This is a genomic window from Trichocoleus sp. FACHB-90, from assembly GCF_014695505.1.
Lineage (GTDB): Bacteria > Cyanobacteriota > Cyanobacteriia > Cyanobacteriales > FACHB-T130 > Funiculus > Funiculus sociatus.
Window position 1 is genome coordinate 1 of sequence record NZ_JACJOK010000029.1, and the last position, 21811, is coordinate 21811.

Here is a 21811-nt window from a genome sequence, read left to right on the forward strand (position 1 = left end):
TCATAGAGAATTAAAACAATTGACAGGTATTGAATCATGCCAATGTCGCAAAGGACGGATTCAAAGAAACCACATTGCCTGTGCTATGTTAGTCTGGCTTAGGCTGAAAAATTTAGCTTATAAAAGTGGACAAACCATTTACCTTCTTAAGCATGGATTGTTGTCAAATTATTTAGTTCAACAACTAAAACGTCCGGACATTCCCATGTTTATCGTTTAAGTTTTTGGGTACTTGGCGAGAGTGCAAGCGCCATTGCTTGTGACAGTTGCGTAAGTCCTGTGAAAAGTTAGTTGTAGAGACGCGATATTTAGCAGTCCTAAATGATTCGTGAAGGCGAGATCCCCGACTTCTTTAAGAAGTCGGGGATCTGAAGGGTTGGCACCTGCATTACCATTTCCCTACAGATGTATTGCACCCAACCCTTGAATTGCTATAGATGCTGGCAATCGCAATTTTTGTAACCTGGCATACAATTATAACTGCTGCACTTTGTCAAGCTAACACCAGTGGATTTGGGCAGTACAATCGGGCAATCAATGATACCTTTAATGCAACTAAAACAAATTAGACAAATTCTTGGCAGTTTATCTTTAATAATTCCCCTGACTCTGATAGCTAGTTGTACTCAACAGCAAGTCTCTCAATCCCCAGCGCCCACAACAGAAACACAGGCGAGTCCTACCGCTGACAGCACAAAACCTCGGTTAGCAATTGTTTTGGGTGGCCCCGCTAACGATGATTCTTGGAATGAAGCAGCCGACAATGCTGCTAAAAAACTCAAAACTCAAGGCTATGATGTCGCTATCTCTGAGTCTGTTGCTGATGCTGATATAGCGCGAGTTTTGCGCCAGTACGCTGAAAAAGGTTACAACGTGATTATTGGGCATTCCTACAATCACGGAGATGCAGTATTTCAAGTAGCCAAAGAATTTCCTAAAACTAATTTTGCATGGGCAGGCGCTGTAGGCAAAACATCGGAAAATGTCGCAGACTACGACCAACCTTTTTATCAAGGTGCTTATATGGTTGGTTTAGTAGCAGGAAAACTCAGTAAAACTGGTAAATTAGGCGCGCTTTACGGCTTTGATATTCCAGCTTGTCATGCAATGGGACAAGCGATGTTAGCAGGTGCCAAAACAGTCCGTCCCGATGCTACGCTGACAGCTACAGCTGTGGGAGACTGGTACGATATTGCTAAGGCGAAAGAGGCAGGAACCGCACAAGCAGAAACGGGAGTAGATTACTGGATTGGTTGCGGTCAAGCGCCAACTTTGGGAACAATTGAAGCCGCCAAAGCAAAGGGAGGCTATGCTACAGGTTATGTGGGAGATATGACTGCCTTGGGTCAAAATGTGGTTGCTGCTAATGTGCTGTGGAATATGGAACCTATCTTTAAGCAGATGTTAGATGACACAACATCTGGAAAATTTGCTAACAAGTATTATCGGCTTTCCGTTGCTGAAGATGTGGTTCAGGTGAATACTAATTCCACCGTCAAAGATAAGTTGGGAGACGAAACTTTGAAAAAAATAGAAGAGGCGCGCCAGGAAATTTCTTCAGGTAAACTCAAAGTTCCGTTTGTGCCAAAATAGCGATATGCACCCGCTTTCCTCTGCACCCGGTCGCGTTTAGGGTAGTTAATTGCCTTAACAACATTCACGGAGAAAATAGGACTGCTATAACCATTAGCAATTATGCAAACTCCTGTAGTAGAAATGCGGGGCATTACTAAAAAATTCCCTGGAATCGTTGCCAATGATAGGGTAAACTTTGAGTTGCAATTAGGGGAAATTCATGCTCTTTTAGGAGAGAATGGGGCGGGGAAAACGACGCTGATGAATATTCTCTGCGGCTTGTATGAACCAGATGAAGGGGAGATTTTTTTGGAGGGGAAATCGGTGCAATTTCGCTTTCCAGGGGAAGCGATCGCATCCGGTATCGGCATGGTACATCAACACTTTATGCTGGTAGAAAGTCTCACGGTTGCAGACAACTTAGTTTTGGGACAATCTGGACAACCGCTAATCCGAGAAAACCCGAAAAAACTCCATCAGCGTCTGCGAAACTTAGCAGAACAGTATAGCTTACAAATTGATCCAGCAGCAGAAGTTTGGCAGCTATCCGTGGGAGAACAGCAACGGGTGGAAATTCTCAAAGCCATCTATCGAGGCGCGAAAGTATTAATATTAGATGAACCTACAGCAGTTTTGGCTCCCCAGGAAGTAGAGGGATTTTTACAGACATTGAGAAATTTGGCTGCTGGGGGTACATCAATCATTTTTATTAGTCATAAATTAAAAGAAGTTTTGGCAATATGCGATCGCGTAACTGTACTGCGAGATGGACGCACAATTACCACAGTGTTAACATCTGCATCAAATGAGCGGGAATTAGCTCAAATGATGGTAGGACGTGAAGTTAATAAAGTTATCAGAGTTGAGAGACAGTCCCAATCCCCAATCCCCAGTCCCCAATTCCCAACCCCCAATTCCCAATCCCCAGTCCCCAATCCCCAATCCCCAATCCCCAATCCCCCATTAATTATTCGTGATTTGTGGGTAGAAAATGACCGAGGGTTGCCAGCATTACGGGGAATAAATCTCGCAGTTAATGCCGGAGAAATTGTGGGAATTGCTGGAGTCGATGGTAACGGACAGCGAGAATTAGAGGAAGCGATCGCATCTTTACGTCCAATACGCGGCGAAATAAATCTAAATGGCACCCTCGCCCACATTCCCTCAGACCGCTACACAATGGGGTTAATTCCAGATTTTAGCGTTGCTGATAACTTAGTTTTACGGGATATTCAAAAGCCACCATTCAACAAAAAAGGCTTATTGCGTCCAGCTGCAATTGTCCGCCACTGCACCCAGCTAGTGGAACGCTACCTGATTCGCACCCCCAGCCCCCACACCTACGTCGGGAAACTCTCCGGTGGAAACGCCCAGAAAGTAGCGATCGCTAGAGAACTTTCGCGCAGTCCTCAAATTGTCTTAGCCGCCCAACCAACACGGGGATTAGACATTAGCGCCATTGAGTACGTACATCAACAACTAATTGCCCAAAGAGATGCAGGTGCAGCAGTATTACTGATTTCCACAGAACTCGAAGAGATATTAAATTTAAGCGATCGCATCGCTGTACTTTACGAAGGCGCGATCGCGGGTATTGTTGATGCTAATGCTGATGTCCGCTACTTAGGATTAATGATGGCAGGAAAACATTAAAAATTAAACAGGAGGGAGAGTGGTAATTGAAAAATTAAAAGAAAACACTAAAAAGAAACACAAACAAAAACCATTTTCTTTTTTACCTCTTGCTGGTTGGGGAAATCGCATGAAGCCTTTCTTCGGCGCAATCCTCGCCCTCGCCTTGGGAGGAATATTAATTGCCCTAGCTGGAGTTAATCCCTTAAAAGCTTATCAGGTGATGGTGTTTGAGGCATTTGGGGGAACTCGCCAACTTACAGAAACAATTCTCAAAGCCACACCCTTATTAATTATTGGCTTAGGGCTAACAGTTGCCTTCCGCAGTAAAGTTTGGAATATCGGCGCAGAAGGACAGTATTATATCGGCGCATTATGTGGCAGCATTGTCGCCCTGACACTGCCCAACTTATCTCCTTGGTTACTAATTCCCCTAATGCTAATTGCAGGCGGAATTGGCGGAATGCTGTGGAGTGGAATCGCCGGATTGCTGCACATCAAGCGGGGCATGAATGTGATCATCTGCACCCTGATGTTGAATTATATTGCCATCTTGCTAGTTCAGTATGTCGCCCGCAGTCCCTTAAGAGATCCGAATGGTTTTTTGCCAGAGTCAACGCAATTTAGTGCAGCAGCACAAATTCCAACCGTGTTTGGCGGACGGCTGCATCTGGGCGTAGTGCTGGCGCTGGTACTGGTATTGGTAATATATATTTTGCTTTGGCGCACACCTCTGGGATTTAAGTTGCGGGCAGTTGGTTCTCGCGCCAGCGTCGCCCGCACAGCTGGAATGAACGTTACGAGGAGCATTTTCACCGCCTTGATGCTGAGTGGCGCACTGGCTGGCGTTGCTGGGATTATCGAGGTAAGTTACACCTACACGCGCCTGAAGGGGAACATTTCTGGAGGTTATGGGTTTAGCGGGATTCTGGTAGCCTTACTGGGACAGTTGCATCCAGTGGGCGTGTTAATCGCAGCTGTGTTATTTTCTGCCTTAACAATTGGCGCAGAAGGGTTGCAAGTTTCCTTGCAAGTGCCAGCTGCCGTTTCCCAAGTGATACAAGCGCTAGTGGTGCTATTTGTAATTGTCGGGGATGCGATCGCTCGCAACAAGTAAAAAGGCCCAAGAAACAGAGAATTCTTTCATTTTTTACCTTTATGCCTTGGGAACAAATTCTCACCTGGAGTTTCCTAATTGCCTTAATAGCAGCAGGTATTCGCCTCGCTGTCCCCATATTACTCGCCGTATTGGGAGAAATTATTACCGAACGTGCGGGAGTGTTAAACCTGGGACTCGAAGGCGTGATGCTAGTCGGAGGACTGGCAGGCTTTACAGTTGCCTACGAACTAGAGAACACTGCAAAACTACCGCTTATCGGCGCTTGGGCGGGTTTGGGTGCGGGACTACTAGCGGGAATGTTGATGGGGATGCTAATGGCAGTAATGACGGTGACATTCAAAGCCGACCAAGTAGTAGCAGGAGTCACAATGGTACTGTTTGGTCAGGGATTAACAACCTATCTCTACCGACAGCAGTTTGGTTCCCTGACGGCGCGAGTTACAGGTTTAGTAGATTTGCCCTTGCCAGTTTTATCGCAGATTCCCATCATCGGTGAGTTGCTGTTTACCCACAATGTCATGGTTTATATCAGCGTGGCATTGGTTTTCTGTTGCTGGTTTCTCCTATTTCGGACTCGCTGGGGCTTACAAATTCGCGCCGTAGGGGAAAATCCCGCCGCCGCCGACACCTCCGGAATTAATGTGGAACGCACCCGCTATGCAAGCTTATTGCTGGGTTCAGCGCTAACAGGTTTGGGTGGCGCAGTCCTGACAGTCGCCCAGCTGCACATATTCCGGGAGGGAATTACCGCCGGACGCGGTTGGATAGCTGTTGCTTTAGTATTCTTTGCCCGTTGGCGACCTGCGCGGGCGCTTTGGGGGGCATTGCTTTTTGGCATTGCCGATGCCTTACAGTTTCGCATACAAGCATTAGGTTCAAAGGAGTTGCCTTATGAGTTTCTGCTGATGCTGCCTTATGTTCTTACATTAGTGGTGTTGTTGCAACGTACCCCTCGCAGTGATGTTCCCGCTGCTTTGGGTGTGCCGTATTTTAAGGGGAAACGTTGACACTAGAAAAATTGTAAGTTGGGTTTCGCGCGAAACCCAACTTGCTTGCGGGGTACTTTTGTCAAAGCGAATAAAAAGTAAACAAAACTAGAAGCTAAATTGCGTTCGCAAGTTACCCACATAGATATTGGGGTTGTCGCTGAAGTTGTTCGGGTTGCCAATGAAATAAAAGGCGGGAACAATCGCTATATTCTGAGTTATGGGGAAGAAATATGCGGCTTCAACCTCATACTGAACGCCACCATCACCGCCACCAGCAGCCAAGAATCTACGACCATCCAATACGGAGAACGGTATCAGGTAAGATATTGTTGCCAACGCACCTCTTCTACCTAAATCGGGGAAAGCAAGCCCTAATTGCAACGATTGGGCGTTAATATCTCCACCGCCACGACCTGGGGTTTTGGGGTCAATGTTGGTACTCCCGTAGCTATAGCGTCCAAAGACACCAACACCACGGGTAATTAACCAATCAAAGTTTAGTCCAAAGGTGTGCGCGATCGCATTATTAATCGAACCACCAAAACCATCATCAGCTACCCCATAAATTGGTTCTCCCGGCGCACCGCCAATTCCAAACCCAGTGATGTTGCCGTTTTGGTCGAAAATCGGGAAAGACGGGTCGATATTGGAATAGTTGTAAATCAATCTGAGATTAATTCTGTCAATAGGCGAGAAAGTTAACTCAGCCGTAGCGGTGTTAGTGGGGCTAAATACACCTTTGCGCGGGTCGGATGCGGTGTTAAATATCCCACTGGGTAAAAATTCATTACTCTCACCTAAATAAGCAACGCGCAGCTTGAACTGCTGATTAATATCCCACAAAACAGCTGCACCTGCACCCCGGTCAATGGTATTTAATAAAGTGCTGCCGTTAGAGTTAAAGCTAGTTGCACCCGTCAAGAAAAAGCTGAAAGCATTGTTGTCAAAGTAGCGATACCAGTTAATCCGAGGCCCTACCACTACCTGAATATTTTCCCGGAGAGGGAAGCTGTAAAACAATTCCCGCACAATGACATCATTGTTGTCTCCTTGGACACCCGCCGTCTGGTCAAGAAATGGTGTTCCAAATGTGTTGTAAAGTCCCGCAGAAGCAAAGGCGTTAGCTGGTGAATCTCCATTACCCGCAGCTAACTGAGTAACCAAGCTATCTCTACCAGTAAAAGACGTTTCCAGCGTTAGCCACACCAAATTGCTCAGAGTGATATTAGGATCATCTTTTATTTTTTGCTGAATCGGTCTGAAATTCGCATCGCGTCCGGGACTTCTCAGTACGAGTGGCGTAAGAGAACCTGCGGCTTCAACTGTAATATCATCACTAGCAGAGGCTCCAGTAACATTAAACCAGGCAAGACCGCTGAGTTTAGTAGTAGTAGAAAACTGATTTTCTTCTAAGAAGTTGGTGCGACCTTCCAAATTATCCACGCGAGTGCGTAGCGTTGCTAATTCTGTGCCAAATTCACTAATTAATCGTTGCAGTGTCGCTAAATCTTCTTTGGTGACAAAATCAGCCGTACTAACGGCAATTAATTTCTCAATTTGCTGCAAACAAGCATTTACACCAGCAGCAAATTCATAACGACTTAAAGCTCTATTGCCGCGAAAGGTGCCATAAGGATATCCTGCTATACAACCGTAACGTTCTACAAGACTTCGCAATGCTTCATACGCCCAATCTGTCGGTTGCACATCTCGCAATTGCGAAACATTGGTAACTTGTTCCATCGCTGCATCGATGTTTTCTTCCGATTCCAAATTAAAATCGGTAGGGGAATTTACATCATCAATTGGCAATGGTTGGGCTACATTACCAGCAGGAGTAACCTCTTCTAATGCAGACTGCGATATTAAACCGTCTGGAATGTCCGTATCAATTTTTACTTCATTTATCGTAAGTTCGGCAACCGGGGTAACTTCATCAGTTGTTGATGCTTCCGGTGACACGCCAGCCTGTTGAACTTCACTTGCGATCGCTGACGATGGCAGAAAAGGCATTACAGCGCTAGAAAGTAACAAACCCAACCAGAAATTACTTGCAAGCGATCGCACGTAGTCGCTGGTAGTTGCAGGCTTAACCATAGTTCCTCACACCAGTTCAACCTCAATATACTGTTATCAATTTTACAAACTTAATTATGTAACCTAAGTAACAATGCGTAAAAAAATAAGCGATCGCATATAGTCCAGAAAATATAACACCCCTAAATGATTCGTGAAGGCGAGATACCCGACTTCTCTAAGAAGTCGGGTATCTGAAAGGCTGACATCTCATTACTTAAATAGGATGGCTATCTATAGTAAATTATTTTAATTAAGAGCGTAGGTTGAGTTAATTTACCTCAATTCAACCTACAATTATTCTCAACTTATTTATTAGATGGTTTAGCCGACTTTCCAGTTAACACCGACGATAATTGTCCTTTGTTGGGAGATATTTTTCTGCCCGTCTTCAAGTCGCGCACCTGGAAATGGAGATGCGGGCCAGTGCTGCGTCCTGAGTTACCAGTACCGCCGATAATTGATCCAGCATCTACCTTAATCTTGGGGCCATTGGTAATAGATTTACACCAAGATAGATGGAGAGCATCAAACTTCAAAGACGGGAAAGATGGAGAGGTCATCGTTGCCACCAGCCCCCCACCATTAGCATCTATCCAACACCACAAACCTGTTTTTGTTCCAGGTCTACCAATGGCGTAGATGGGGGTATTCATGGGAGTTCCCAAGTCTACTCCGCCATGAAAATGTACTTTTCCAGTGACCGGATGCACCCGTCTGCCATAAGAAGATGTTACTCCATAACCTGCAAGATAATCGCCCCTTTTTGGTGTCTTTTTCAGGTTGGGTGTCCAGTCATCAATGCTGGAAAAAGTTGCATCCGTAACTTTTTGGGCGTTCGATTGTTGGGCGGACGAGATGGGAATTTGTTCTACGAAAGGGTCAAATAGAAGTACAGGCGAGTTATTTGCTGCGTTTTGCTCTGTGACGTTTAAATCTATCTGGTGTTCATCGGTAGCGATCGCATCTTCACTAGATACCATCGCCGATGCAATGGGAACCGCTTCCACCGCAGGTTCAAAGCTTAACGCTACAGAATTTGGATCGCTAGACTGTTGTAAAGATGGCGGGTTTACTGAAGATATTTTTTGGCGACTTGTATTATCGGAAGAAATCGCCGCTACATCACTTTCCTGTTTTTCTTCACTTTTGTCTTTTACCGCCTCCCTTTTTAAAGAAGGTTTGGCTGAGGGTATTGTAGCCTTCTGAATATTCTGCCTTAAAGCTTTGCTAACTATTTTGACTCGCCGTTCTTGATCCAGAGCAATGCAATTCCATCGCCAAGATTCTGAGTAGGGAGGATAGCCGATAAGTCGGCTTCGATAGTAAGGTTCTCTAGTGCAAATACCAAATAGTCCACTAGCATCAAGAAGTCCATTTCGCCTGCGGAATGCTTCAACTCGTGCATATGTATAAGCACGCCTTCCCTTGAGTCCTTTCTTCAAAGCTTTCTGGTATGCTGAAGCAAACTTGGGGCCAGCAGAGTTAGATTGGTTCCACAAATCAGTTCCATTTACCAAAGCTTCAGCGTGGGCTGATGCGTCAATTGAGAGTGCTTTGAGTCTTCTTTCTGTGGATGCTCCTTGACGTTGCAGCGCCCTAAGACAACGCCGATTTGCCTCTTGCAAAGTTAGATTTTTGGCGCGATTCCAGCTGCAAAATCCCCTATTTACAACATGGTTGCCCGGATCTGTATGACCAAAATACAAGGATGTGGTTTCGCCAGTCAGAGTGAAGTTGCCCTCTGCGGCTCCTATAGCGATGCTACCAGGAGATTTTTTAGTAGCAAATAGCTTTGATGCAGTTTTGGAAGCGATCGCATTTAATTTCTCTGCATCATCACTCGTCGTATCAGTCTTAGCTGTAGGTTCAGTAGCCTCAACCCCAAAATCTAGGGTGACAGGCGTTGGGTTAAAAGCAACACTTTCTGTCTCCTCAGATAGCACCTTTAAGCTTACAGCAGCTTGACTTCCCAGCAGCAACATTAAGAAACTGCCGATCAATTTAGCAAAATGAAATTTCATAGCCCTGTGTAATTAATTAGCGAAATTAGTCAATATGCAACTTGAACAAAGCCCCCAATTTATGGGGAGTTCGGGGAATCAAACGTTACTGACATTGACTTACCGCAACAACATTTGCTCGATAATCTTCTTAGAAGGCTCAACCAAAGCCCAGCGACCATCCGGTTGCCGTGTTAGCACCGCAATCTGCAACTCTTTACCGCTACCGATAGTGTCACCTGCACTGAGGAAACCAAAATTAAGCGATCGCAACCCACACAAGCGAAACAAATAAACTGGAATTTCCTCACTGGAAAAAATCACGCAACTTGAGTTGTGGGGTTGCACCCGACCATCAAACGGCGCATACACCGCATCCCCCTTCAAAGCAATGGATAAATCACCCAAACCGCTAACCACCGCATGGCCCCCCACAACTTGACCCGGTTGCAGTTCCCAATTTTGGTAAAGCTTGATCTCCCTAGGCGCTTCCGTAGGAGGTTTTTTCGTGCAACCAACAATCAAAAGTAATATTGATGCGTAGCGAAGCGACTGCATTAGCAGTATCGCTACCCAACACCTCTGGGTTAAAGCTTTATCTCCCCTGGCCCCCCTTAAAAAGGCGAGAGAAAAGCCCCCCTTTTTAAGGGGGGTTGGGGGGATCTCCTGAGACGGGGTTGGGGGGATCTCCTGAGACTGAACATTACTAGCCCAGAAGTATTGAATCGCCACCCTAAAAACGTTTAAATCCATAGCCTACGTAAGTTTGTCTCTCATAGAGAACAAGTAGCGATGTCTGCGGGTCAAACGACAACGGATAAAGCTCCCGTTCAGTCGTCGCCCCCACACGAATACTCAAACCCGGCAACCTGCAATAAGGCTGCTTGACAATCTCCTGCACCTTGCTGCGTTGACTGCGTTCAGGCACAGTCATCAATTGCGCCAACTGCTCCCGCGACAGCACCGCCTTCGGCTGTACCATCTCAGAACATAAGAGGCTGCGCTCCTTGGTGCTAGGCTTTGGCACAGAAGACGGTAAATTGAACGGCAAACCGAAAGCAGCTAACAGATAACCACCGGCCAGCAGACCACCACCAACCACCACATATATTGGTTTGAATGATGGCGCTTGAAGCGGCTGGCGACCCGACGCGCCTTGAAGTGGCATATTAGGGAAGGTTTTCATTCCAAAAACGCGAAAATCACGCCCAAAACACAGCAAACTAAGCTTTTAAAGACCAACCATTTATCCTCGTTCCCAAGCTGGGACTGGGAATGAAAGCTGAGAGGAGCCTCCCATTCTTCCCAATGCTGCAAAATATAAAACTTACGCACCTCCAGTTTCGGGAACCAAACCCCTTCCAATCCCCCTAAACATAGAGATTGGCTTTCCCAACGGCACCCCTTCAATCTCGTTAGACTGTTTAATAGTTCCCCCTTGCAGAGTGTTGCTTTCGGCATTCCGAACCCAACCATACCTACAAGACGCTTTCATAGTGCAGAAGAAAAAAACCATCGTTTCCTTTGTGAAACTATCGTGGAGTTGATAACTCTATTCATAAACAAAATCCCGGAAAATTACCTTAGTTCATTACTTCATTTTGGCGACGCATTAAAGCAATTATTGAAGCAATCATAGGCATTAATAAAGCATATTTTTCAAAACCTGAAGCATTACCTGAAGCATTAGCATAAAAATTTTGAATTTCAACCATTTACAATAGTTTAAGTGAATCCGCTCAAAGCTTATGTCCACCCCGAAAGTGATAAAACCCTTAACCGTTGAAGAAGAAGAATATTGGAAAATTTTGAAAAATGAATTAATAGATGGCAAAGGAAGCGCCTATCTAAGTCAAAATGACTTTGCCAAACTTTGTCAGAAAAATGCCCTTAATTGTTCCACTGCCACAGCTCGAAGAAAACTCCTAAGACTTCAGGAAGCTGGGCGCATTTTTATGGAGCGTCAAGGTAAAGGTAACAATCCCTATAAAATTACTTGGTTAGAATACAGTCATTACAAAAAAGTTGATGAACCAAAGCAAATTACTCCCCTGACAGGAATTGTCCCTCTTGATTCCCCACTATATTTGAAACGAGAAGCAGATGAAATTTGTATCCAAAATTTGAAACTCGGCGCAAGTAGAGAAGGCTCTAGACCCTTTATCAGAATAAGAGCGCCTAAGCAGATGGGTAAATCCTCCCTATTGCGGCGAATCCAATACTTTTTAGAAAAGCAACAAAATCATATAGTTGGCTTTGTTGATTTAGGAGGAGACGAATATTTTTATACAGATGTATTTAACGACCTAGATACACTCTTGTATCAGTTCACAAGTGCGCTCATCAAAACCTTTAGCGATGCACTGCAAAGACGCGGACTCAATGATTTAAAAAAATTGCCTGATTTAAAAGAGCATTGGAACCCAAATTTAACCCCACAACTAAACTGTGCCAACTATTTGCACGACCATATTTTTACACCCATAAAACATCCGAAAACTTTACTAATAGATGGCATAGATGAAGTTTTAGGTAAACCTACTCAAGACCCATTCCTAAAATTTCTGCGCTCTTGGAATGAAAAACGGATGAAAGTCGTAAGCCAAGCTCCGATTATTTGGCCTAGTATTGTGATTGCCTACTCCACAGAACCATACTCTATCCTGGGAATCAGAGGCTCAGTTCTTCAAAATGTAGGCACAGTAGTAGAGTTAAAAGAATTTAGCCAAGAGCAAATAGTAGACCTTTCTACAAAATACAACTTACCCACGCCTTTAACAAAACCGGAAGTTGAGTTCCTGATGAAGCTGACCGGAGGACATCCGGCTTTAGTCAATCAGGCACTTTATCAAATTAGTCAAGGAATGACTTTTCCACAACTAGAAAACAAAGCAACTCAAACAGATGGCCCTTTTTGGGATTACTTATCTAGAGCCTCAGAACTTTTGGAAAATAATAAAAACCTCTTCCATTGCTTTCAAAAGATTCTCAAGGGCGATAACTGTAATGACGACCTCGCTAAATATCAACTAACCAAAGCAGGATTGCTTAAAATTGATGAGGATGCTGTAAAGGTTATTGAACTATATCAAAAATACTTTAATAATGGACATATTTGAAACTTTACCAACAATCTTTAGGTGGCTAATGGGCATTAATGGAATAGACAGCTTTTATCGGATTGAGGCAGGTGGTATCCCGCTAACAGAACAGACTTATGTGGAGAGAGATGCAGATGAGAAACTGCGTCAATTTACCCAACTAAATCGCGTAAGCAGTCGAATGTGTTTTATCCTAGCTCCCCGCCAAACCGGGAAGACTAGCTTGATGGTAAAGACAATTGGACAGCTGCCTGATGAGGAATTTATCTGTATTCAACTTGACTTTCAAGAGTTCAGTAGTAGTGCTGAATCTGACGAAACCCTTTATTACAGCCTTCTTAATCAAATCTGCCGCCAAATATCTGATATAGACGCAGATAACTATTGGGTTAAATTACTCAATGCTACTTGGAATGAAACCCCAGACCTCGATCCAAAACTAAGATTTAAAAATTTTCTAATTGAACATATCCTTAAAAAGAAAGATGACAAAAAGCTAATTATTTTTATTGACGAAATTCAAAACATAATTGGTTACAAACAGCAGAACAGTTTTATCGGGTTTATTAAGTCTCTTTCCCAAAGCGATCGCCCAGTTGCTCTCCGGAGACTGGCGTTTGTTCTGCTTGGCGTTGCCAGACCTACAGACCTGGTAACTGATTATAAGGTTGCTTTGAATTTGGGAGAGCGCATTGAACTAGGAGGACTGCTAGAAAGCAATTGTAACCCGCTTTGGCAAGGACTCGAAGACGTTACCGACGACCCGCAAACAGTCCTTTCCTACATCTTAGATTGGACGGGAGGGCAACCATTTCTTACTCAGGCTCTTTGTCACTTAGTTGCCGTGGGACGTAAAATACAAGACAGCACTGATATAGAAGAGTACATTGAAAAGCTAGTAATAAGTAATGTTATCAAAGATTGGAGGCGGCAAGATAGACTCTATAGGTTATCGCACCTAGAAGAAATTGAAAATTGGTTTATCCGAGTTGATTCTAGCCAGAAGTTAGAAAAGCTGGCAGCTTTAAGTCTTTATAGAAAAATTCTAAATAAAGACAAAATTGAGTTTGAACAAAACGATCCTAAGCATTGGGATTTGCTAATATCAGGATTAGTGGCTAGAAATAATGATGATTTTCTGAAAGTTAGTAATCGGATTTACGAGCAAGTATTTACTTTAAATTGGGTTAACGAAAAAGAAGAAGCTTTACAGGAGGGCATGATGGCAGATCCACTAAGTCGAATTTATAACAGAGATGTATTTCTGTTAATTGACCAGAGTGCATCGACTCTAAAAAAAGATGGAGGTGAAAAGACACGTTGGAAGCTTTTGGAAGAGTTAATCACAGGCCATGTGGCAACGATTTTAGAAAGAGATGATGGCAGCGACGCGCAGGTTAAAATCTGCGAACAAGTTTATGCAACTACGTTTAATCTGAATAAATATAGAGGCAATTTCTATATGATTTCAGATGCAGACAATGTGGAAGATATATTCTTGGAAAATCGCCCGGATGCCAATAGCTTTGTAGTGCCTACTCTCCGGCACTGCTTTGATATGTGGCTCAATGGACGGGAGAAAGTTACCCTTAAAGACATTAAAGACGGCAATGAAAAAGGAGCTTTCTTTATCATCTACACCGATGGACAATTTGACGATCCTCTTGCTTTTGAGCAGTTTATAACCGAAAGCACTCTGAAAGTTGAGGATCACCGCATTATAAAAATCCTAATTATTGGGTTAGGTAAAGGCGTTAATGTCAAATATTTTGATAATCTCGATACGCGGAGATATAAAGATGCTAAAGGCGATGATTGTAATATTGTTGTTTTCGATTTAGCTGAAGATTTAGATGAAGGCATCATTGAATTGATGCAGCGGCAACTTAGAGATTCTGCCAAAATGAGAAAGGGTTTTAGTCTGTAAGCCTGCCGGATGCTGTAGCTTCTTTGTAACAAGATAAAATTGAACTGGCTAAACAAGCGATCGCTAGTATTGCCGCATTAGCATTGCTGGCAGTACAAGCATTCAAAAACAAGAAACAAATTAGTAGTTTCCAACCTTTACACCAATGCGAGGAATTCATTTTATTAGAGGCAGTTTTGTCGAATAGGAACGATAATGATAAACTCTGTTCCTCTCCCTGGTGTGGACAGACACTCTATTTGACCGCCATGCTTGTCCACCACAATTTGATAACTGATAGACAAGCCTAGTCCTGTACCTTTCCCTACAGGTTTAGTCGTAAAGAAGGGGTCAAATATTCGCTGCTGTACTTCCGGCGGAATTCCTAACCCATTGTCGGCAATACGGATCGCTATTTGGTCGCCTTCTAAAACTTCGGTACAAATCCGAATCTCCCGATTTTGAATTTCGGCTCGATTTTGGGGGAAATTAATTCTTACCAAAACATCGCCTGATTTTGAAGCAATTTTAGGGGAGATTGATGAGGGATTCGGGGGATGACTGGTTCTTCCTCCAACCTCCGGTTTTTCCCAAAACATCGCCTGATTTTGGATTGGAAATTCCCCATTGCTCATTTTCCAGTCCTCACCCACCATTTCCAAAGCATCAATCGCATTAGTAAGCAGATTCATAAATACCTGGTTTAATTGTCCAGCGTAGCAATACACAAGGGGCAAATCACCATACTCTTTGATAATTTGAATCTCAGGCTGTCCGGGTCTTTCTTTCAGGCGACTTTGCAAAATAACCAAACTACTATCAATCCCAGAATGAATATCAACTGCCTTCATTTCGGCTTGATCTAGCCTGGAGAAATTTCGCAAAGATAGCACAATCTGATTAATGCGCTCAGCTCCCATCTCCATTGAGTTGATAATTTTTGGCAAATCTTCTTTCAAATATTCCAGCTCAATTTCCTCCACCTGGGAAACAATTTCTGGCACAGGATTGGGATAATGTTGCTGATAGAGTTCCAAGAGTTTAAGTAAGTCTTGAGCATAGCTATTTGCATGGCTGAGATTACCGTAAATGAAGTTTACAGGATTGTTAATTTCGTGAGCTACTCCTGCTACCAGTTGCCCAAGAGCAGACATTTTTTCTGCTTGAATTAGTTGAGATTGAGTACGTTGTAATTCCCGTAAAGTAAGTTCTAACTGTTGCGCTTTCTCCCGCTCTCTCTCTTCAGATTGTTGCAGTGCCTCCAAATTAGCCAGTTGAAGATGAATGTTAATTCGCGCTAAAAGTTCATTTTTTGAGATAGGTTTAGTTAAATAATCATTAGCCCCTGAGTTGAATCCTTCCACTAAATCTGATACTTGATTTTTTGCGGTCAACATTAATATAGGCAGTTCTGATGGTGAAAACTGTTCGCGGATTTTTTGACAAACTTCATACCCTGTCATTCGCGGCATCATTACATCTAGTAATATCATGTCGGGTCTTAAGCCGTTTTCAATTATTGACAAGGCTTCGATGCCGTTTGAGGCTTGGCTAATTGTGTAGTTTTGCTCGGAAAGGTAGTTAACTAAAACTTGTATATTTATAGGCTCATCATCTACTATTAATATTTTAAAATCTCCTTCATTAGTCTTGATTTCTGTTAAATCTTGCTGGGTACTATCGTCTTGAATACTAAGTTTCGACTTAGATATCTCCGGTAACTCTTTAAATTTTGTGAGTGAGGGAGTTTTATGTAAGGATGTTGTTGGTATCTCTACATTTTGTGAAAGTGGCAGAGTAAAGCTAAACCGGGAGCCTTTACCAACGGTGGACTCAACGCAAATTTTACTGCCATGCAATTCTACCAGTTGTTTAGTGATGGCAAGACCAAGGCCAGTTCCTCCGTAAACTCTGGCGGTTGTGCCATCAGCTTGTTCAAAAGATTCAAAAATTCTGTCTAATGAATCTGCGGGGATACCAATGCCAGTATCAGACACTGAAATCTCTAAGCAAGGGGTAAGAGATTTTTCAGTTGAAGAGTTTAGATTTAACTCTTCACTTTCTATGCTAGATTCTATTAACTTAGCCGACACTTGGACTACACCAGTATCTGTAAATTTAATCGCATTTCCAACCAAGTTGGAGAGTATCTGTTGCAAGCGATCTTCATCAGCATCAACGGGGGGAGTTAAGGAATCAATTGAGTTTCGCAGTTGCAAAGGTTTTGTGCCGATGAGAGGTTGGCTGAGGGTAAGCACGACGTTAGCGATCGCGTCCATTGCTACTGGCTTGATTTGCAGCGCTAAATTCCGGTGTTTCAGTTTGGCAAAATCGAGGATGTCGTTGACTAAGTTAGACAATCTTCTACCACTTGATACCACCATTGCTAGGTTAGAAATGGTTTTTTCAGGTAGTTTTCCAGTTGCACCATCAATTAGAGATTCGGCAATACCAATAATGCCATTAAGTGGGGTGCGGAGTTCATGAGAAGTGTTAGCTAAAAATTCGTCTTTAAGTTCTTCCATCCGCTTGCGATCGTTAATGTCAAAGAACGCACTGAGCATCGCTCGTTCGCCATTAAATGTAATTGGTTGAATAGATAGATTAATCCAAAATAGCGTTCCGTCTAGCTTCTTTGCCAGTAATTCGTAGTTGTGAACGTAGCCATTCTGAGCAAGTATTTTTACAATTTTTTGCCGCTCGGTGGGGTAGTATTGAAAGTCGGGAGCCTTGCGACCAATTAACTCTTTAGTTGATACACCCAAACTGGAACTACAAACATCGTTTGCGTAAAGAACTAAACCATCGGTTATGCGGGTGATGATTAACGGGATTGGAGTTGTTTCGGCAATAATCCGGAACCTTTCTTCGCTATCGCTTAACTGCGCTTCTGCTTGCTTGCGTTCACTGATTTCTTGCTTGAGATCCGCATTTAAGGCAGTCATCTCATCATATAATTTGGCATTTTCCAGAGAAATCGCAATTTGAGAAGACAAAATTTCTAAAACTTCCAGCCGTTTTGGAGTAAAGGCATTTGTCGTTAAATTGTTTTCTAGATAAAGCAGACCGAGCAGTTGCGTTTGTTTAATAATCGGTGTACATAATATAGATTTAGGTTGATGTTGTAATACATAAATATCTGACTTAAATAAACCTTCGTTAACGGCATCGTTTAAAACCAAATTTTCTTTTGTTCTCTTGACATAATTAGCAATCGCTATTGAAACTTTTTGGCTAGATTCTATGGGAGTATATTGCAGAACACTTATCTCACTTTGATCAACTGCCCCTTCAGCAGCAATAACTAAATTGCCAGATTCTTCTAAAATGAGAAAGCCTTTCTGCGCTCCTGCATTTTCTATGACAATTTTCATTAATTTTTCTAGCAGCTTGCTCAGAACAATTTCACCAGCCAAGGCTTGAGAAGCTTTAACAATCGTTGTCAAATCTAACGCTCCCGCTTCCCCGCTAGTAGAGGCTACACTGCCAGCTTTAGCTTCTTTAGTGTTTGTTATGGAAGTGGCAGAATAGAACTGGGAATATTTTTCTTCTAAAGCTTTTGCTTTAGCGATCGCGCCCCATTTTAGATAGCTATAACGTGCTTCTGTAAAGTAGGCTTTGGCAATCAAATCAAATCCTTTCGCCAAATAGAACTTCGCCGCTAATTCATTAGCAATAGCTTCATTTTGAATGTAATCATTTTCTTGTGCTGATTTGATTGCCCTTTCATATAAATTCATAGCCTCTTGAGGTTTGTCAGTAATTCGAGCCAACTCAGCTGACATCAGTAAGTATTTATGAAGAAAGTTTTGCGGACACGACTCAGCCCACTTTCTCATCGTTTCTGTATTAGCCAACATATTTTCCATTGCTGGCTCTTTCTCCATATCCGACAAACCCGGATAGAGATTTGCTTGAATTAAAGTGTAGTAAAAATAATGTTCTGGCACTAAAATTGATGCAAATACAGCCGACACCAATTTTTCAGCTTCTCTTGCCATTACCACGGCATCGGCATAATTTTCATATAGATAGAGTCTCTGAGACTCAAAAATACAATAAGTAATCTGAATTCCGGCAAGCTTTTTTATTTCGTTTATATGCTTCTCTCGTTCAAAACTCTCATCCTTTATCGTCTCACCCTGTAATATACAGATAATTTCTTGCGTCAACTTTAAAAAATCATAAAAAGCTCCAGACTTCTGCCTTAAGAATTCATTATATTTTTGATATTCTTGATATAAACTATCTAAAGCCTCTCCTTTCATGAAAAGCTTTACTACCAAGTAAAAAACCAGGTAAGTAGCCCATTGAAAATCACCTACTTCAATTGCAGTCTCAAACCCATGCTTCAGATATTTATAATCAGTTTTTAAATGATTTTTCCAATGATTAATATAGTTACTAAATACTGAATAAAGCCGTGGCTTCAAAGCTAAGTTATTAAACTTATCGTTAAGCTTTAAAGCTAGAGAGCCAAATTCATAAGCAGTTTCAAATTCATCAATCCCTGCCAGCGCTAATCCATAAGACATATAGGCAAAAGATGTTACATTTGAATTGCCATAGGTTAAAGATATATTTACGGTTTTTAAGATTACTACATACGCTAAATCTTTATTTACAAAGCGAGCAGGCATAATCGTGTTTGTGAGCAATTTTGTTAAAATGATTTGCTCTGGATCAGTCATCTCAGGGGCGTTAATTAATTCTGTAACTTTCTTGTTTTTAATATTTAGTTTTAAAATTTCGTTTTCCCGATCTATTAGACTTTTTAATTTTGTTTCATTATCGGGAATGTCAATGCCAAACAGCCTCAAACCTTCCTTGCTAATTTTAACAGCTTCTTGCGGCTTGACCAGCGCAGTTTTAATAATAACTTTACTAATATATACGTTAGCTTTTTCTATTTTTGAAGTTGCTTTATTTAGAATTACTTCAAAAAACTTTTCAGATTCTTCAATATTTCCATTCAGATATTCACAGTCGGCACGCTCCATGTGAAGAGATAGAGTCAGATCATATTGGGTTTCCCAGCTATGTTCTACTAGCAGCTCCATACCAGCAGTAATGTATTTCAAAGCTGGTTCAAATGCACTAGATAATTTTGCTTTACTGCCAGCGGTGAGATTTAATTTTGCTAAGAAATATTTTTCTTCTTGAGAAGCAATTAAGTTTTTACCTAGATTTAATTGATTAACAATATCAAAAATTTTGTCTTCTAGCTCTGAAGCACTAGCATTTATAATAATCAACTGTCCAACTTTGAGATGAACCTGTTGTTTATCTGCTTCTGGTATTAAAGAATAAACGGCTTGCTGTACGCGATCGTGTAAAAATCTGTAGGAAACTTCTATCTCCTGATTAGTATTAGTCCCATCAGCATCATCTACATAAGATTGAATATATTTATAGGCATCACCTATTGGTAAAATTAGTCCTTCTTTTACCGCTTCTTGGAGAGTATCGGAGGTTTCTATCTGTGGCTTTTCATTGACAATAGAAAGTATTTTTAAATTAAACTCATTACCGATACAAGCTGCCAGCTTCATCACATTTTGTGTAGTCTGGCCAAGTTTTTGAATTTTCTTAACCATTAATTCGACCACATTATCTGTGATCTCCATTGTCTGAATCTGCTCTAGATTCCACTGCCAGTAACTACTATCTAAGTTAAAAGTTACTAAATTTTCTTCATAAAGCGACTTTAAAAACTGGGTTAAAAAAAAGGGATTGCCGTGGGTTTTATGAAATATTAATTCTGCTAAAAAGGTTGTTTTTTCTATTGAGCAATGAAGAGTATCAGCAACTAATTGATTGACATATTTTATACTTAAAGGTTGAAGGGCAATATTATTTATAACAGTTCTATAAGCCTCAATTTCATTCAAAGCCAGCATCAAAGGATGAGTTGCATTGACTTCATTATCTCGATAAGCACCAATCATTAATAAATATTGGCTATTCGGAGTAGTCATCAGTAGCTGAAGCAACTTTAAAGAAGGAGAATCAGCCCATTGTAGATCATCCAGAAATAGAACTAGCGGATGTTCTTTAGTAGTAAAGACACTAATAAATTTTTGAAAAACTAAGTTAAAGCGATTTCGTGATTCTGCGGGTTCTAGTTCAGGAACAGGAGGCTGTTTGCCAATAATAAGTTCTACCTCAGGAATGACTTCAATGATTACCTGACCGTTGGAGCTGAGAGATTTTAAAAGTTTCCTTCTCCAGACAAATATCTGTTCCTCAGTTTCTGTTAACAACTGCCTCATTAATTTCTGAAAAGCTTGAATTAAAGAATCATAAGGAACGTTTCGCTTAAACTGGTCAAACTTACCACTAATAAAGTAACCTCTTTGCCGCACAATTGGCTTATGAATTTCATTTACCAATGCGGATTTACCAATACCAGAAAAGCCGGAAACTAGCACGATTTCAGTTGTGCCTAGACTAACCCTTTCAAAAGCGTTCATTAGCACCGCAATTTCAGCTTCCCGTCCGTAGAGTTTTTGGGAAATTTGAAATTTATCTGAAATATCATATTTACTTAGTGAAAAATATTCGATTCTTCCAGTATTGTTTAGCTGATTTAAACAACATTCCAGGTCAGCTTTTATTCCAAAAGCGCTTTGATAGCGGTCTTCAGCAGTTTTAGATAATAGCTTCATTACCAGCGCTGATAGTGCTTGCGGAATGTCTTTATTCAGAGCATGGGGTATTTCTGGTTGTTTAGCAATGTGGCAGTGGATCAATTCCATCGGGTCGCTAGATTGGAAAGGTAACTGACCCGTCAGCATTTCATAAAAGGTGACACCTAAAGAATAGAAGTCTGTGCGGTAATCAATTGAGCGATTCATTCTCCCAGTTTGCTCTGGTGACATATAGGCAAGAGTGCCTTCGAGCAAATTGGGATTACTAATTGTTTGGTTCTCGACAGACAATAGGGATGAAATGCTAAAGTCAGTAATTTTTACTAGACCAGTTTCAGGGTTAATGATAATATTTTGAGGTTTAATATCTTTGTGTATAATTTTATATTTATGGATTTGACCAATTGTTTCTGAAAGTTGAATAGCTATTTGCAGGAAATCCAGTAGTTCTATCCTTTGAGATGTAATATTATCTTTTAGGCTTTCTCCGCCAAAATCTTCAAATATTAAAACCAAAAAGTTTTTGTGCTTTTGTAATTTTATTGGTTTAACTATTCCTGGTAAATTCAGATTTTTTGTAATTTCATATTGATGTGTGAATTTGGCAACATCCGTTAAATCGGGATACTCTTTCCGAAGAAATTTAGCGATAATCGGTTGCCGATCGCGATCGCTATATCCCCGGTATACAACTGTTTTTGAACTTTCGTGAATTTTTATTAAATTTTTGTAGCCAGGAATGGTAAGCATAATCTTAAA

The 21811-nt window shown here is 41.8% G+C and carries 13 protein-coding genes and 1 pseudogene; 7 read left to right on the forward strand and 7 right to left on the reverse strand.

The features are described 5' to 3' along the window. The 5 genes and pseudogenes from H6F74_RS29610 to H6F74_RS08835 all read left to right on the forward strand — a co-directional run. Positions 1–220, forward strand: a pseudogene (locus H6F74_RS29610) (transposase); the annotation flags it as partial. A 329-nt stretch (positions 221–549) separates the two neighbouring features. Then, entirely contained in the window at positions 550–1593 is a 1044-nt protein-coding gene (locus H6F74_RS08820; RefSeq protein ID WP_242021938.1) for a BMP family protein, read from the forward strand. Positions 1594–1695: 102 nt separating this feature from the next. Further along, positions 1696–3228, forward strand: coding sequence for an ABC transporter ATP-binding protein (locus H6F74_RS08825; RefSeq protein ID WP_242021940.1), 1533 nt, complete (start codon positions 1696–1698; stop codon positions 3226–3228). A gap of 19 nt (positions 3229–3247) precedes the next feature. After that, entirely contained in the window at positions 3248–4324 is a 1077-nt protein-coding gene (locus H6F74_RS08830) for an ABC transporter permease (protein ID WP_347269490.1), read from the forward strand. Positions 4325–4365: 41 nt separating this feature from the next. Then, a complete protein-coding gene (locus tag H6F74_RS08835) occupies positions 4366–5334 on the forward strand; it encodes an ABC transporter permease (protein WP_190439287.1) in 969 nt (322 codons plus the stop codon). An 87-nt stretch (positions 5335–5421) separates the two neighbouring features. On the opposite strand, the gene H6F74_RS08840 is transcribed toward H6F74_RS08835, so the two are convergent. The 5 genes from H6F74_RS08840 to H6F74_RS30455 form a co-directional block, all read right to left on the reverse strand. After that, positions 5422–7413, reverse strand: a complete 1992-nt coding sequence (locus H6F74_RS08840) for an iron uptake porin (RefSeq protein WP_190439290.1) — start codon at positions 7411–7413, stop codon at positions 5422–5424. 287 nt (positions 7414–7700) lie between these two features. After that, positions 7701–9416, reverse strand: a complete 1716-nt coding sequence (locus tag H6F74_RS08845) for a M23 family metallopeptidase (RefSeq protein WP_190439295.1) — start codon at positions 9414–9416, stop codon at positions 7701–7703. A 99-nt stretch (positions 9417–9515) separates the two neighbouring features. Continuing rightward, complete coding sequence (locus tag H6F74_RS08850; protein WP_190439297.1) at positions 9516–9953, reverse strand: hypothetical protein; 438 nt, start codon at positions 9951–9953, stop codon at positions 9516–9518. A 175-nt stretch (positions 9954–10128) separates the two neighbouring features. Further along, positions 10129–10581 carry a hypothetical protein gene (locus H6F74_RS08855; RefSeq protein WP_199301014.1) on the reverse strand — a complete coding sequence of 151 codons (453 nt, stop codon included), beginning with the start codon at positions 10579–10581 and terminating at the stop codon, positions 10129–10131. Positions 10582–10978: 397 nt separating this feature from the next. Then, positions 10979–11110 carry a hypothetical protein gene (locus tag H6F74_RS30455; protein ID WP_277875783.1) on the reverse strand — a complete coding sequence of 44 codons (132 nt, stop codon included), beginning with the start codon at positions 11108–11110 and terminating at the stop codon, positions 10979–10981. 33 nt (positions 11111–11143) lie between these two features. Here H6F74_RS30455 and H6F74_RS08860 point away from each other — a divergent pair, with 33 nt between their 5' ends. Together H6F74_RS08860 and H6F74_RS08865 are read left to right on the forward strand one after the other, a co-directional pair. Continuing rightward, positions 11144–12514 (forward strand): AAA-like domain-containing protein, encoded by a 1371-nt coding sequence (locus H6F74_RS08860; protein WP_190439300.1) that lies wholly within the window; start codon positions 11144–11146, stop codon positions 12512–12514. Next, complete coding sequence (locus H6F74_RS08865; protein ID WP_190439304.1) at positions 12501–14423, forward strand: AAA-like domain-containing protein; 1923 nt, start codon at positions 12501–12503, stop codon at positions 14421–14423. Before H6F74_RS08860 ends, H6F74_RS08865 begins: the two co-directional genes overlap by 14 nt. Here the strand turns inward: H6F74_RS08865 and H6F74_RS08870 are convergent. Both H6F74_RS08870 and H6F74_RS08875 read right to left on the reverse strand, forming a co-directional pair. After that, positions 14413–14583, reverse strand: a complete 171-nt coding sequence (locus tag H6F74_RS08870; protein WP_190439306.1) for a hypothetical protein — start codon at positions 14581–14583, stop codon at positions 14413–14415. The genes H6F74_RS08865 and H6F74_RS08870 overlap by 11 nt on opposite strands. 4 nt (positions 14584–14587) lie before the next feature. After that, on the reverse strand, positions 14588–21802 hold the full coding sequence (locus H6F74_RS08875) for an ATP-binding protein (protein ID WP_190439309.1): 7215 nt from the start codon (positions 21800–21802) through the stop codon (positions 14588–14590). Positions 21803–21811 lie beyond the last annotated feature (9 nt).